This window comes from Streptomyces sp. NPDC026589, assembly GCF_040638385.1.
Taxonomy (GTDB): domain Bacteria; phylum Actinomycetota; class Actinomycetes; order Streptomycetales; family Streptomycetaceae; genus Streptomyces.
Window position 1 is genome coordinate 188,386 of sequence record NZ_JBEZYG010000009.1, and the last position, 13,355, is coordinate 201,740.

Here is a 13,355-nt window from a genome sequence, read left to right on the forward strand (position 1 = left end):
GACGGCATGAACGCGGGGACGAACCGGAGGATGAGCCGTGACGAGGCGCTGTCCCTCGTGCGGCATCTGCTGAACGGTGCCGACGAGGCGGAGGCGGACGAGATCCTCGACGCCCTGGAACGCGGGCTCGCATGCCCGCACATCGCCGACTACATCTACTGGAGCCCGGACCCGGAGCCGGACCCCAGCCCGGAACAGATCGTCGACCGAGCACTGGCCTACCGGCCGACAGCGCTCTGACGCTCTGACCCGGTCAGCGGCGCATGGCTTCTTCCGGCGGGACCTGTTGCTGTGATGACTGGCCGCCTGGTCGGCCTGGTCGCCCGGTTCGGAGGGGAGCCGGGCCGGGGTGTCCCATCGCTCAGTCGCCGCCCGACGAGCCACCGCACCCGATGCCTCCTCCGGGGGCGGACTCCGTGGAGGAGCCGTGGTCGTCGTCGAGGGCCTTTCCCATCCGGCGGAGGGTGCGGCCGAGGCCGTCGGGAATCGGGTGGGCACTGAGCAGCCCGCGCCGGAGGGACCCAGCGGCGACAGCCGCCGGGCCGTCGAGTACGTACGGGGGCAGAGTTCCTTCCGACGCGACGGCAGCCAGGAGCCGCCGCCCCGCGCGGGTGGTTCGCTGCCGCCTCCCGCTCAGCAGGCCGAGGAACACCAGGCGTCGGGCGATGTCATCGACCGGCTGGGAGCGCCCGACGGTATCGATCACTTCCCCGACGCGCTTGCTGCGGGGGCAGGCGGCGAGGACCGCGTGCTCGACCGCGTGCTCGACCGCGTGCGTCGACCGGACTTCGCCCGTGGGACGGAGCCGAGCCGCCCGTAGGGACAGCGCCCCCTGCTCGGTGAGCGCCACGACGGCGCTCTCGACCACGCGCCGCCGACCGCCCGCGAGGAAGGCGTACGCGTACCGGTCCAACGCTCCGCCGGCGTCCTCTGCCCCGGGCCGCCCCCATGACCGCGTCATACCGTTTCCCCCAGACCGGTCGATCTCGCCCGTTCACACAGAATCCCGGAGGGCTACGCCATGCGGTATACCGTCTCGATCGAGATCTCCCTGCCCCGGGAGAGGACCGTCCAACTGCTCGCCGAACCGGCGAACATGCCGAAGTGGCTCCGCGGCCTCGTGCTGCACGAGCCGCTGAGCGGCGTGCACGGGCAGGTCGGTACCGAGTCACGGGTGGTGATGCGGATGGGGCAGCGGACCTTCGAGGCTACCGAGACAATTACCCGCCGGGAACCGGCTGACCTGCACGGAATCCCGAAGGGAAGCGTCGTTCACTTCGACCGCGAGATCAGCGGCGAGGGCATGTGGAGTGTCACGCGCGACCGGCTGACCGAGGCCGGACCGGAGACCACCCTCTGGGTGAGCGAGAACGAGTACCGGTTCGACGGGTTGCTGATGCGACTGGTGGGGCTCCTGATGCCCGGTTCTTTCCGCAAGCAGTCGCGTCAGCATATGCAGGATTTCAAAGCGTTCGCCGAAGAGGGAAAGGACGTCCGTGAAACGGAGGGGTGATGCGCCGCGCCCGCCTCCGCCCCTCGCCCGCCAGCGCGTCAGCGTCCGGTTCGCCACGCCCCGCGACGGAGCTTTCCACGAACCCCCGAAGCGCGAACCCCTATGATTTCGTGATGAGTTCGACGCACGGTATCGAAGTCCCCGAGACGCTGGTGGCGTCCTACACGGGGAACGGGAGCGAGCAGGAACGCGCCTGGATCGCCCGGCTGCCCACGCTGGTGGCGGAGCTGCTCGACCGGTGGGAGCTGGAGCGCGACGGCGGCACCGGATCCGGCGAGGCCTCATTGGTGGTGCCGGTGCGCCGCACGGACGGCACCCGCGCCGCGCTCAAACTCCAGATGCCCCGCGAGGAGACGACCGCCGCGCTGATCGGGCTGCGGGCGTGGAACGGCGACGGCATCGTGCGGCTGCTCGACCACGACCCGGAGAGCAGCGCCATGCTGTTGGAACGCCTGGACGGCCTACGTACCCTGGCTTCCGTCGAGGACGACGACGTGGCCATGAACACCTTGGCCGGGCTCATGGCCCGGTTGCACTCCGTCCCGGCGCCCGAGGGTCTGCGCGGCCTCGGTGACGTCGCGCGCGACATGCTGGCGTCCGTGCCGACGGCCGTCGGCGCCCTGCCGGATCCCGAGGACCGGCGGCGGTTGCGCGGCTGGGCGTCGGCCGTCACCGAACTGGCCGGCGAGCCCGGCAACCGGATGCTGCACTGGGACCTGCACTACGACAACGTGCTCGCCGCCGAACGCGAGCCGTGGCTGGCCATCGACCCCGAACCCCTCGTCGGCGACCCGGGGTTCGACCTGTGGCCGGCACTGGACACCGGCTGGGAGATACTCCACGCCACCGGGGACGCTCCCCGGGCGGTGCGGCGCCGCTTCGACCTGCTGACCGAAGCGCTCGGGCTGGACCGCCGACGCGCGGTCGGCTGGACCCTGGCCCGGCTGTTGCAGAACACGCTGTGGGACATCGAGGACGGGCGGACCACCATCGCCTCCTCCCAGACCACCGTGGCCGAGGCGCTGCCCCGCCACTGAACGCTCCACCGCCGAGCGCGACACCCACCCGAACCGCCCGGTCCGAGGGTCGGCGCGGGTACTCAGCCAGGGTCGGGGCAATCGGCGCTGTTCAGGGCGCGTGCGAAGTCGGTGAGGGTGTGGAAGTCGGTCTCGCGCAGGCCGATCCTCGGGTTGACGTGGTGGAGGAGCGCCGGGCCCTCGTGGTGCGTGGCCACGTACGCGTGGTCCGGGTCGCCCTGTTCGTCGTCGACCCAGGCGAAGGGGCGGCCGGCGGCGTGGTCCACCAGGGGGCCCGTCTTCCAGTGGACTCCGTCGGGGCATTCTCGGAACAGGGCGTCGCCGAAGTCAACGAAGGGGAGTTCGGGCAGGCCGAGTGTCGGGGCGATCCACCGGTTCGCCTCGGCCATCCACGTGGTGGCCCAGCACAGTTCGTAGCCGAGTCGCAGCAGAGTCGGACCGTGCCCCGGGTTGAGCCAGACCCGCAGGGTCCGTCGTCGGCCCGAGAGGCCGGCGTCGTCTCCCCGCGGCCCGTTGCCCAGCGGCACCCTGAGCGTGACGTAGCCGTCGGGGCGTCGCTCGGGCTGCGCGGCATAGGGGTTGAGCGGGCCGTCCACGTCGAGGAAGAGCAGCGGTCGGTTCATCGTCGGCCCCCTGGTGCTCCAGCTGTCCTGCCGGGGGAGCTCAGTCAGCCCCCACCTCATTCTCCGACGCGGACGTGCCTGTGCCCGGCGGCGAAAGGTCGCCGCCGGGCACAGGCACGTCGCACGGGCACGGGTAAGGGGCCAAGCCCCTGACAGACGCCTCGCGCGTCAGCCCTTGATCTCGATCTCGCCGTTCTTCGACGTCGAGGAGTCCGCCTGCTGAGCGTCCGAGGTCGCGGGGGCGGGCACCGTGCCCACGCGGCTCTTCAGGTTCTGGAGGAGAGACGTCATGTCCACGCCCGTCGTCGAGGTGAGCAGTTCCATGCCCTGTGCGACGTTGTCGGTGACCGTGCGGGCGAGCTGGCTCGCGCCGTCCGTGGAGATGACCGTCATCTTGTCGATGGCGCTCAGCGGCTCGGAGGCCTTCGCCACCACGCTCGGGAGGACCTCGACCAGCATCTGGAGGACGGCCGCGTCGCCGTACTGCGCGAACGCGTCGGCCTTCTTCCGCATGGCCTCCGCCTCGGCCGCACCCTTGGCGGCGATCGCCGCGGCGTCCGCCTCACCCTCGATGCGGACCGCGTCGGCCAGCGCCGAACGGTGCAGCTTCTCGCCCTGACCGGTCAGGCGTGAGCGCTCCGCGTCGGCCTCGGCCTCCTTGACCTGGGCGATGCGGCGGGCTTCCGCCTCCTGCTCGGCCTGGTATCGGGCGGCGTCGGCGGGCTTGCGGACCTTGGTGTCCAGCTCGCGGTCGGTCAGCGCGGCCTGGCGCTCGGCGACCTTCTCCTGCTCCTGGAGCACTTCCTGCTGGCGGGCCGCCTCGGCGAGCGGGCCGGCGGCGTTGGCCTTGGCGGCCGCGGCTTCGGTCTCGGCCTTGATCTCGGCCTGCTTCAGGTAGTACGTCCGCTCGGCGATGGCGATCTCCTCGGCCGCCTTCAGCCGGGCCTGCTCCGAGGCCCGCTTCGCGATGGCCTCGGCGATGTCCGCCTCCTGCTTGGCGCGGGCGGCCTCCGGGCGGCCGAGGTCCTCCAGGTAGGAGCCCTCGGTGGTGATGTCCTGGATCTGGAAGGCGTCCAGGATCAGGCCCTGGCCGGAGAGGCTGGCCTCGGCCTCCTCCGCGACCTGCCCGGCGAACGCGGCCCGGTCCCGGATGATGTCCTCGACCGACATGCGGCCGACGATCGCGCGGAGCGCGCCGGAGAGCACTTCCTGGGTGAAGCCGACGATGCCGTCCTGCTGCTGGAGGAAGCGCTGGGCCGCGGCGCGGATCGCGTCCTCGCTGCCGCCGACCTTGACGATCGCGACGCCTTCGAGGTTCGACTTGACGCCGCGCAGCGTCACCGCGCCGCGCACGGCGATCGGGATGTGCCGGCTGGACAGGTCGAGGGTGAACTTCTGCTGGACGAACGGTACGACGAAGACTCCGCCGCCCACGACGACCTTCTGGCCGCTGTTGTCGATGCTGGTCTGCCCGGTGACCGGATCCGTCGACTTCTTGCCGCGGCGGCCGGTGATGATGAACGCCTCGCTGGGCCCGGCCACCTTGTAGCGCGTGATGACGACGAGGCCGAGCAGAACGAGGAGTACGACGATGCCGATGACGGCGATGACTACTGGACTCATGTGATGTGTCCCCCCTGCCTCCCGTGGGGGGCGGCAGATTGTTGTGGAGCTGGGCGGTGCTGTGGAGTTGATCGGCACGGAGTGCCGCGTGACGGCGGATCGTCGGCGAGGATGTCGTCAGTGGGGGTCAGGGCGGATACGTGGTCAGCGCTCCACCGGGCGGACCGCGACCGACGTGGTCGACAGTGCCTCTTCCACCCAGATCTCGGTCCCGCGCGCGACGGGCGCGGCCGACTTGGCCGAGTACTTCACGGGCTGACCGCCCAGTCGCAGCAGCACCTCGCCGTAACCCTCGGCCGGGATGGCCGTCACGACGGACCCCGAGGTGCCGATCAGGTCGGAGCCGCGCGGGGTGGCGTCCGTCTGGTCGCGCATCAGGGCCTTGCTGAGTTTCCAGGTGAGCCAGGCCGCCACCAGGCCGGCGGCGACGCCGATGACCGTGGCCACGAGCGTTCCGGCGCTTGTCGAGCCGAGCACGATCGCTCCGCCGAAGCCGAGCATCGAGATGAAGCCGGCGATGACCGGAAGCGACAGCAGCCCGTCGAAGAGGCCGTCGAGCACACCGTCGAAGAGCCCTTCGAGGATCCCGCCGAAGATCAGGGAGAGCGCGAGCAGCACGATCCCCGCAATGCCGAGACCGAGAAAGATGGTCACGCGATCACTCCCCTGTTGCTCCCGCTGCCGACTTCCCCCGAACGTTTTCCGTCGATCTGGCTGGATGATCCCATACAGCACCTCCTTCGGTCACTGCCGGACTCCGGCAATCTTTACGCGTCTTTGATGCCGGACAGGCGGTCCGTGAGCGTGGTGAGCGACTGGAACGTCGCACCGAGCAGGGCCACGTGTTTCCAGCGCAGGACCCCGTCCGGGCCGATGAGGAAGACCGCCCGCCGCACCCCGATGCCCGGCGCGGAAACCCCGTACGCCCTGGCGGTCTCCCGGCCCTCGTCGGCCAGCAGCGGCATACGCAGCCCGAAGGAGCGGGCGAACGACTCATGGCTGTCCACGCCCTGTGGACTGATTCCCCAGACGTCGGCGTCGAGGCCCTCGAAGGCCTCCATGCCCGAGGAGTACGAGCACAACTGCTTCGTGCAGACGCTGGTGTTGTCCCCGGGGTAGAACGCCAGCACCACGGACCGGCCGCGGGCGGCCGACAGCCGGTAGTCGGCACGCTCGAAGGCGTCGCCCGAAAGGACTCCGCCCGGGAGGGTGAAGTCCGGTGCGGCGCTGCCGAGTTGAGGGCCTGATGCCATGGGAGGCTCCTTCGCTGTCGTATACGGGGATGGCGTCGGGGGCACGGATGGTTCCGCGATCGTGACCGTACAGTGGAGGGCACCGGGACCCCGGTCGAGCCGGAGGCCCGTCGGCCCGTATGCCCGTCGGCCCGTCGGCCCGTCGGCCCGTCGACGGCGATCGTCGATCCGTCGATCCGTACGCCCATCCGGAGCGGCCTCGGCGCCGAATACGGGACGAGGGGGCAGCACGCCCCGCACCCGCACCTGGAGGTACGCGTGGCCCAACGACCGCCGTCGGCAGCGGTTCTCGTTCTGCACGGGGGGCGCGAGAGCGGCACGGGCCCCCCGCCGTCGGGGCTGCTGAATCTGCCCGGTACCCGCATGCGCCCCTTCGCCCGTGCCATCGCCCGGGCCGCCCGCGCGGCCGGCGACGACATCCTCGTGACGCGGGTGCGGTACGTCCACCGGGGCTGGAACGGCACCCGCGCGGACCCCTTCCACGACGCCGTGGCCGCCCTCGACGCGCTGCGGGAGGAGGCGGGCGATGAGCTGCCGGTGGTGCTCCTGGGGCATTCCATGGGGGCGCGCGCCGCCCTCCGCGCCGCCGGGCATCCCCTGGTGCGGGGCGTCGTCGGGCTCGCCCCCTGGTGTCCGCCGGGGGACCCGGTCACCCAGCTCGCCGGCCGTGACGTCGTCCTCGTCCACAGCAACCGGGACCGGATGACCAGCCCCCAGGCCAGCCAGTCCCTCACCGCGCGGGCCCGTCGCGCCGGAGCCCGTAGCTGCATGGTCACCGTCCGGGGCGGCGACCACGCCATGATCCGCCGGGCCGCCGCCTGGCACCGGCTCACCACCGCGCTGGTCACCGGACTGCTCGGTTCCGGCAGTCTGCCGGGCCCGGTGGCCGACGCCCTCGCCCTGCCGCCCACCGCCGAGGCCACCGAGGGCACCCTCGACCTGGACGCCGATCTCGGCCCCGGCCCCGGCTTCGGCCCGCATCCGGACCGGGCGGGCGCCCCGCGCTGACCGGCCGCGCTGCGGATGCGCTACGGCAGCGGGCGACCGACGATGGAGGACCGGGAGCCGGGAGCCGGGAGCAGGGGCCCGGGAGCCGACGACGGCGGGAGGCATGCTCTTGCAGGCCGACACGTGCGACGACGGGATGCCGTCGTCCTTTGACCCGGGGACCGTCGCGGCCCTGTTCGACGGGAACCCGGCCGCCGTCGCGGTCCTCGACCACGATCTCCGCTACACCTACGTCAACCCGGCCCTCGAACGGCTCAACGGCCTCCCCGCCGGCTCCCACCTCGGGCGGGTGTTCTCCCAGGTGCTGCCCGGACTGCGCGGTCAGGCCTCCGCCCTGCGCGCGGTCCTGGCCGACGGAAAGCCCCGCGAGGAGACGCTTCACGGGCAGACCTGGGCGGCGGACGCGGCGGACGGGGCGGACCAGCGGTTCTGGCGCGCCACGTACAGCCGGCTGGACGTGGACGGGGAGGCGTGCGGTCTGATGGCGATCGTCGTCGAGATCACCGACCTCACCCGCCAGCGCGAGGAGCTGGAGAAGGCCCGCGGTCACGTCGCCCTCCTCAGCACCGCCGCCGTCCGGATCGGCACGACGCTCGACATGGACACCACCTGCCGGGAGCTGACCGCGTTCGTGGTGCCCGACTTCGCCGACGCCGCGGCGGTCGACGTGTTCCCGTCCGAGGTGGGCCACTCCGTACGCCGCCCGGAGCCCGGCGTCGTACGGCTCCGGCGGGCCGCGGTGCGGGGCGACGGCGAACTCGACGAGCAGGTGCAGCGGTTCGGCCACCCAGGGGAGTACGTCGACTTCCCGGCGGACTCCGCGGTGACCCGCTGCCTGGCGGAGAACGAGCCGGTCCTCGACGACTGGGAGGACCACAGCAGCGGGCGCGGCGTCGTCACCGCGGACCGGATCAGCGCCTCCCGGGCGCTCGGGCTGCGCGAGGCGCTCGTCGTCCCGCTCACCGCCCGCGGCCGGCCGCTCGGCGCGCTCACCCTCGTCCGGGCCGACGGCTCGCCGGCCTTCAGCGACCAGGACGTGGCCGTCGCCCGCGAACTCGCCGTCCGGGCGGGCGTCGACCTCGACCACGCCCGCCGCTACGACCACGAGCACAGCATCGCCCGCGAACTCCAGCGCTCTCTGCTCTCCGAGCCCTGGGGGCCCCACCCGCACGTCGAGATCGCCACCCGCTACCTCCCCGCCGACGAGGGCGTCCTGGTCGGCGGGGACTGGTTCGACGTCGTGCCGCTCAAGGACGGCCGGCACCTCAAGGCGATGGGCGACGTGATGGGCCACGGGGTGGAGGCGGCCGTCGCCATGAGCCAGTACCGCTCCCTGCTGCGACTGCTGGCCGGGGACGACCTGCACCCCCACCAGATCCTGGAGCAGCTCGACGGCATGGTCGAGCGGTCGGGTCTGGACCGGGCGGCGACCTGTCTGCTCGCCGTCGTCGACCGGTTCGGCGGAGTGTGCGAGGTGGCCAGCGCGGGCCATCTGCCCCCGGTCTTCATCGACCCGGATCCCGCCGGGGCCCGGGTCGTGCCGGTGCCGGTGGGGCCGCCGCTCGGCACCGGGTTCGGCGGGTACCGGACCACGTTCGTGCCCTGTGGCCCCGGGACCGTGCTGTTCATGTACACCGACGGCCTGGTGGAGCGCCGGGGCGAGGACATTGACGTGTCCGTGGGGCGGCTGGCCTCGCTGACCCTCCCGCGCGGCGGGCATCTGGAGGACCTGCTGGACCAGGTGCTGGACCGGTTCGGCGAGGACGCGGAGGACGACATCGCCGTGCTGGCCTCCCGGATCCGCGAGGGCCCGCCGGTGGTGCGGCCGACCCCTACGGAGTGACGAGCGGCCGACCCCTACGGACTGACGAGCGGCCGAGCGCGGAGTAACGAGCGGCCGAGCGGCGGGCCGGGCTGCTGCTCGGGGCCGGACCCGTTTGCTCCCGGAGGGTGAATCGGCTTCCTGCCCGGGCTCCGGTCCTGCTCCTTGCCCGGGACTGGACCGGCTCCCTGACCGGGACCGGCCCGGCTCCCTGCCCGGGACCGGCCCGGCTCCCTGACCGGGACCGGCCCGGCCCGGACCGCTGCCCGAGGCCGCGGCGTGTACCGGGTCAGCCCAGTTCGAGGCTCGTGATGCCGTACAGGCCGGTCCGGTCGATGACCGGTTCCGGGCCGCTGTACATCCGCGCCGTGTCGAACGACGGGGTCAGGCCCAGCTCCCCCGCCAGCCGCACCGCCGCCGGATTGACGTCAGGCACGTCGATCGCGACCGGGGTGCCCGGGGCGGTGGCCGCGAGCGCGCCGACCAGGGCCGCCGCCACCGCGGGGGACGCGGCGTACAGGGGGCCGATCCGGGACGCGGCGCGGCATGCCCGCAGCACCGCGAGGCCCTGGAGCTCGCCGTCCCGGACCGCTGCGAGGGCCGTGCGGCCCGGGGCGGTGATCCAGGAGGCCAGGAAGGTGTCGCGCGCGGTCGGGAAGTACCGGCGGTCGTAGGCGGCGAGCAGGTCGAACGGCACGCTCCTGGCGTCGACCAGTTCGGTGCCCGGCGGTGGCGCGACGTCCCTGGGAGGCGGGGGCGTGCCCTCGTACCGTGTGTTGCTCCAGCAGGTACGGAAGCCGGAGCGGCGGTAGTTGTCCTGTTGCGCGGGCACCCCGTCCAGCCCGACGGTGCGCCCGGCGAGCCGGGCCGTGCCGGTCTGCCAGGTCCGCAGCCCGTAACCCTGTCCGCGCACCTGGGGGCGGGTCAGGTAGAAGCCCAGGAAGCCGTGGTCGCTGCCGTAGCGGATGACGGAGACGGAGGTGACCGGTTCGCCGTCCAGCCGGCCGAAGAGGAAGCCGCCGGGGTCGGTCGCGAAGAACACCCCGCCGTCGTTCAGGCCCGGGTTCCAGCTCTCCTCGTGGGCCCACTCGCCCAGCGTCACGATGTCCTCGGCGCGGGCCGAGGTGATCTCGAAAGGTTTCAGCACGGCACAGTCGTACCTCGGCGGGTGGCTGTTCGGTGGCCCGGAACAGGGCGGTTTCCGGCCTTTCGGGATGAGTTGGCGTCGGGTCGGTGCTCGGGTCGGTGCTCGGCCCGGAACGCCGGTCCGGTGCTCAGGCCGCTTCCGGGTTCTCCCGGCGCCGGCCGCGCAGTTGACGCAGTACTAGGGCGGCCGAGGTGATCAGCGGCAGCAGCCCGGCCACCGCGTCGGCGGTGTTCAGCTTGTCGTGCGAGCCCTTGGCCCGGCGGACCTGCTTGGACGCCCTGATGACCGCGAGCGCGCTGCTGCCCAGGCTCAGCACGAGCCCGGCCTTGCTGCCGCGCAGGCCCTTGGCGGGCGCGGACCGGTTCTTCGCCATCGGAGGTACCTCCAGCCTGCGGGCCGCCCCGTTCGCGGGCAGCCCTCCCCGTACACGTAACCGGGTGTCCGCCGCCCCCGCAAACGGGACGGCCCGCGCGGGCGCCGCGCCGGGGCCGTCCCGCCATGGCACCCCGGCGCCGTTCCTCGTTCACCCCACGTCCGCGCGGGGGGCGTCGCGCCTTGCGATCGTCCCTGCACCGCGAACACGGTCGTCGGCCCCGTCGTGCTCACCGGCAACACCGGCGGCGTGCTGTTCGCCGCCGACACGGTCACCGGCCCGCTGGTGTGCTCCGCCAACCGGCCGGCCGGGCGTGGACGACACGGGGCGCGCGGGCGAGGTGCGCGGACCGCGAGCCGGGCAGTGCGCCGCGCGCTGACCGGGTGACGCCGGCCCGGGCGCCTTCGGACTTTCGGACTCAGACGAACACGTACGCCACGGTCGTCGCCGCGCCCAGGCCCGCGCCCGCCACGGTCTGGGCGCCGGTGTGATAGCCGAGGGCGACCCGGGACCAGCAGACCGCCGTCGTCACCGCGTACGCGGCGATCCACCAGGGGGAGTGCACGACGGCGAGGAGGGAGACGGCCGCCGAGGCCACCGCCGAGTCGACCGAGATCTTCCACACGGTGTTGACGGCCAGCAGCCCGATCGTCATCACCCAGAGCGCGAGCATCGCGACGAGGATGCCGGTGGGCGCGTTGCCCAGCACCATCACCACCGAGCCGGCGCCGATCGAGCCCAGGATCACGAAGAAGATCGGCGCCCGCTTGGTGCGGTCCACCACATGGCGGTCGCCCCAGGTGCCGCGCCCGCGCTCCCACTCGATGTACCCCGCCGGTATCAGTCCGGCGCAGAGTGCCCCGAGGAAGCCCCAGAGAAGTCCTGTCCAGTCGCCCGCCGCCGCCAGGCCGATACCGAGCATGCCCGCCAGCAGGACGTTGCGGGGCTGGAGGGCGTCGGTGACGGTGCGCGCCACGGAGGCCGTGCGGGCGGAGGCGGTGGGGATCCCCTCGCCGGTCGTGGTGCCGGTCATGCGCTCGTCTCCGTCGTGCGGGTGGTTTCGGCCGTCGCGGCCGCGAGGACGGCGCGGGCGCGCTCCTCGTCGACCGTCCGGTACGCGGCGGCGACCCGGACCAGCCGGGCCACCTCGCCGTCCTGGTCCGCCGCGTGCTGGGCGGCGACCGTCGCGGCTGCCCCGGCGGGCGCGCCGGAGTCCTTCGCGAGCAGGGCGGCCCGGATCCAGTAGGCGTCCGTGAGGGGCTCGGCCCGGCGCAGGTCGTCCGTGTCGCGGGCGGCTGCCCCTTCGGCGGCGGCGAGCAGCCCGTCGGGCACATAGTGGCGCAGTTTCTCGGAGGCGTCCGCGATGTCGGCGGCCCAGCGGTCCACCCGCAGGTCGGCCGGGACGTTGAACCGGGTCAGCTCGCGGGCCAGCGGGGCGGGCGGGTCGAACGGCTGGTCCGGGAACGCGGCCATCAGCTCGTACCAGAGGGCGTGCAGCCGGACCTGGGCCCGCCAGAGCCGGGCCCGGCGGGCGCCGGCCGCGAGGGCGGGGACGGACGCGCCGAGGGCGAAGAAGGCGAACAGCACCAGCTGCGCGGCCTCGGTGACCTGGTCGAACCGCAGGGCGAACGCCTCGCTCGGCTCGTCCACCACACTGATCCACAGGAAGAGGGTGCGGCTGACGGTGTAGCCGACGCCGATGAACATCGCGAACGTCATCATCCCGAGCCCGATGCGCAGATGGCGGCGCCGGGTGTCGAGGGTGGCCAGCGCCCACTGGAAGGCGCACACGGCGGACGCGGCCCCGAGGTAGAGGTAGAAGACGCTCATGTAGAGCGTGGCGCCCCACTCCCCGGCGTGGTCGGAGACGAAGCGGTCCGAGGGCTCGGAGCGGTCGACGACGGTGAAGAAGAGGACGGTCAGCAGGATCAGCGTGGCGACGGAGGCCTTGGCCGCCAGCTTCTGGACGAGCCGCGCGAACCGTACGTGGCGGGGGACCGCGCCCGCTTCGGGGTAGCTGCCGTAGATGGCCACGATGTAGCTGAGGATGGCCAGAATTGCCACGGTGGCGGTGTAGTGCTTGATGAGGACGGCGAGGTCGGTGACGGCGCTGTTGTTGAGGCCGATGCGCACCGCCTCGGTCTTCGTCCACAGGGCGATGGCGAATCCTGCGTAGCAGCCCCACAGTGCCCGGCGTCTGCGGTCCTCCTCGTCGCCCCAGAGGGCAGCGGGCATACGCCACAGGGCAACGGCCGTCATCAGGCCGGCTATCAGGTAGCCGGCGAGATCGAGGGGGGTCACGGCGGTGTTCGTCCTCGGGTCGGGAGCGCGGGGCGGGGGGCCCGCGGGTGGGCCGGTGGCACGTGTCAGGCGTCGCCGGACCGTCTTCCGGGGAAGAGGCCGCGCCGTCGGTGGGCCACCGGGCGGGACAGGGAGTTGTCCAGCCGCCCCACCATGTCATCGGTGGTGAGATCGCGCGCCATCCGGGGGATCAGGGAGGCACCGAATTCGGCCATGCGTTCGTCATGGGTCGCGTACTGCGCGCGGGCCTGGACGGTGCCGCCGCCGGAGGCGAAGGACGCGGCGGCGGCCGGGGAGATCATCCGGGCGATCAGCGAGGTGTCGAAGACCGGGAGGAGGGTGCGGAGCTGTTCCGCGTCGAGCGTCGTCCCGTGGTCGAACCACTCGTGGCACAGCTCGTGCAGGATCACGTGCTGGGTCTGGTAGGCGGTCGGCCGGCGGCGGTAGAGGACGAGGCTGGTGCCGCCCGCCTTCAGGCGCAGTCCGCAGGCGGCGTTGACACGGGCGAGGCGGTCCGGCATCTCGTGCAGCCGGATCGTGCGCCCGCTCGCCTCCTCCATGTTGGCGACGAGCTGGTCCAGCGTGAAGGGAACCGGGATGGGCAGGTCGGCGAGCCCGGCCTCGCACTCTTTCCGCAGTTTCCGCAGGGACATGA

General features: G+C 72.7%; 15 protein-coding genes. 5 read left to right on the forward strand and 10 right to left on the reverse strand.

The genetic code is table 11. The features are described from left to right. The first annotated feature begins 30 nt into the window (after positions 1-30). Positions 31-240: an e9imm peptide gene (locus tag AB0F29_RS17825; RefSeq protein WP_361873068.1), complete on the forward strand. Its 210-nt coding sequence runs from the start codon at positions 31-33 to the stop codon at positions 238-240. A gap of 121 nt (positions 241-361) precedes the next feature. Here AB0F29_RS17825 and AB0F29_RS17830 read toward each other — a convergent pair whose 3' ends face one another. Continuing rightward, positions 362-961, reverse strand: coding sequence for a TIGR04222 domain-containing membrane protein (locus AB0F29_RS17830; protein WP_361873070.1), 600 nt, complete (start codon positions 959-961; stop codon positions 362-364). A gap of 60 nt (positions 962-1,021) precedes the next feature. Here AB0F29_RS17830 and AB0F29_RS17835 point away from each other — a divergent pair, with 60 nt between their 5' ends. Both AB0F29_RS17835 and AB0F29_RS17840 read left to right on the forward strand, forming a co-directional pair. Then, complete coding sequence (locus tag AB0F29_RS17835; protein ID WP_361873073.1) at positions 1,022-1,513, forward strand: SRPBCC family protein; 492 nt, start codon at positions 1,022-1,024, stop codon at positions 1,511-1,513. Positions 1,514-1,626: 113 nt separating this feature from the next. Beyond that, positions 1,627-2,550, forward strand: coding sequence for an aminoglycoside phosphotransferase family protein (locus AB0F29_RS17840; protein ID WP_361873076.1), 924 nt, complete (start codon positions 1,627-1,629; stop codon positions 2,548-2,550). A gap of 62 nt (positions 2,551-2,612) precedes the next feature. Here AB0F29_RS17840 and AB0F29_RS17845 read toward each other — a convergent pair whose 3' ends face one another. The 4 genes from AB0F29_RS17845 to AB0F29_RS17860 form a co-directional block, all read right to left on the reverse strand. Further along, the gene (locus AB0F29_RS17845; protein WP_361873079.1) at positions 2,613-3,173 is read right to left on the reverse strand and encodes a hypothetical protein; all 561 of its coding nucleotides are present in this window, start codon (positions 3,171-3,173) and stop codon (positions 2,613-2,615) included. Between the two features lie 168 nt (positions 3,174-3,341). Beyond that, on the reverse strand, positions 3,342-4,796 hold the full coding sequence (locus AB0F29_RS17850) for an SPFH domain-containing protein (protein WP_361873082.1): 1,455 nt from the start codon (positions 4,794-4,796) through the stop codon (positions 3,342-3,344). 144 nt (positions 4,797-4,940) lie between these two features. Then, entirely contained in the window at positions 4,941-5,450 is a 510-nt protein-coding gene (locus AB0F29_RS17855; RefSeq protein WP_018960813.1) for a hypothetical protein, read from the reverse strand. Between the two features lie 113 nt (positions 5,451-5,563). Next, positions 5,564-6,049, reverse strand: coding sequence for a peroxiredoxin (locus AB0F29_RS17860; protein WP_361873087.1), 486 nt, complete (start codon positions 6,047-6,049; stop codon positions 5,564-5,566). Between the two features lie 258 nt (positions 6,050-6,307). On the opposite strand from AB0F29_RS17860, the gene AB0F29_RS17865 reads away from it, so the two are divergent. Together AB0F29_RS17865 and AB0F29_RS17870 are read left to right on the forward strand one after the other, a co-directional pair. After that, entirely contained in the window at positions 6,308-7,057 is a 750-nt protein-coding gene (locus tag AB0F29_RS17865; RefSeq protein ID WP_361873090.1) for an alpha/beta fold hydrolase, read from the forward strand. A 103-nt stretch (positions 7,058-7,160) separates the two neighbouring features. After that, complete coding sequence (locus AB0F29_RS17870; protein ID WP_361873093.1) at positions 7,161-8,900, forward strand: SpoIIE family protein phosphatase; 1,740 nt, start codon at positions 7,161-7,163, stop codon at positions 8,898-8,900. A gap of 268 nt (positions 8,901-9,168) precedes the next feature. Here AB0F29_RS17870 and AB0F29_RS17875 read toward each other — a convergent pair whose 3' ends face one another. The 5 genes from AB0F29_RS17875 to AB0F29_RS17895 all read right to left on the reverse strand — a co-directional run bounded on the left by AB0F29_RS17875 (position 9,169) and on the right by AB0F29_RS17895 (position 13,353). Further along, on the reverse strand, positions 9,169-10,026 hold the full coding sequence (locus AB0F29_RS17875) for a GNAT family N-acetyltransferase (RefSeq protein WP_361873096.1): 858 nt from the start codon (positions 10,024-10,026) through the stop codon (positions 9,169-9,171). Between the two features lie 127 nt (positions 10,027-10,153). Beyond that, positions 10,154-10,399 (reverse strand): hypothetical protein, encoded by a 246-nt coding sequence (locus AB0F29_RS17880; RefSeq protein ID WP_018960823.1) that lies wholly within the window; start codon positions 10,397-10,399, stop codon positions 10,154-10,156. Positions 10,400-10,817: 418 nt separating this feature from the next. After that, positions 10,818-11,432: a hypothetical protein gene (locus AB0F29_RS17885; protein ID WP_361873099.1), complete on the reverse strand. Its 615-nt coding sequence runs from the start codon at positions 11,430-11,432 to the stop codon at positions 10,818-10,820. Then, positions 11,429-12,700: an MAB_1171c family putative transporter gene (locus AB0F29_RS17890; RefSeq protein ID WP_361873101.1), complete on the reverse strand. Its 1,272-nt coding sequence runs from the start codon at positions 12,698-12,700 to the stop codon at positions 11,429-11,431. The genes AB0F29_RS17885 and AB0F29_RS17890 overlap by 4 nt, the downstream gene beginning before the upstream one ends. Positions 12,701-12,765: 65 nt before the next feature. Further along, positions 12,766-13,353, reverse strand: coding sequence for a toxin (locus AB0F29_RS17895; protein ID WP_361873103.1), 588 nt, complete (start codon positions 13,351-13,353; stop codon positions 12,766-12,768). Positions 13,354-13,355 lie beyond the last annotated feature (2 nt).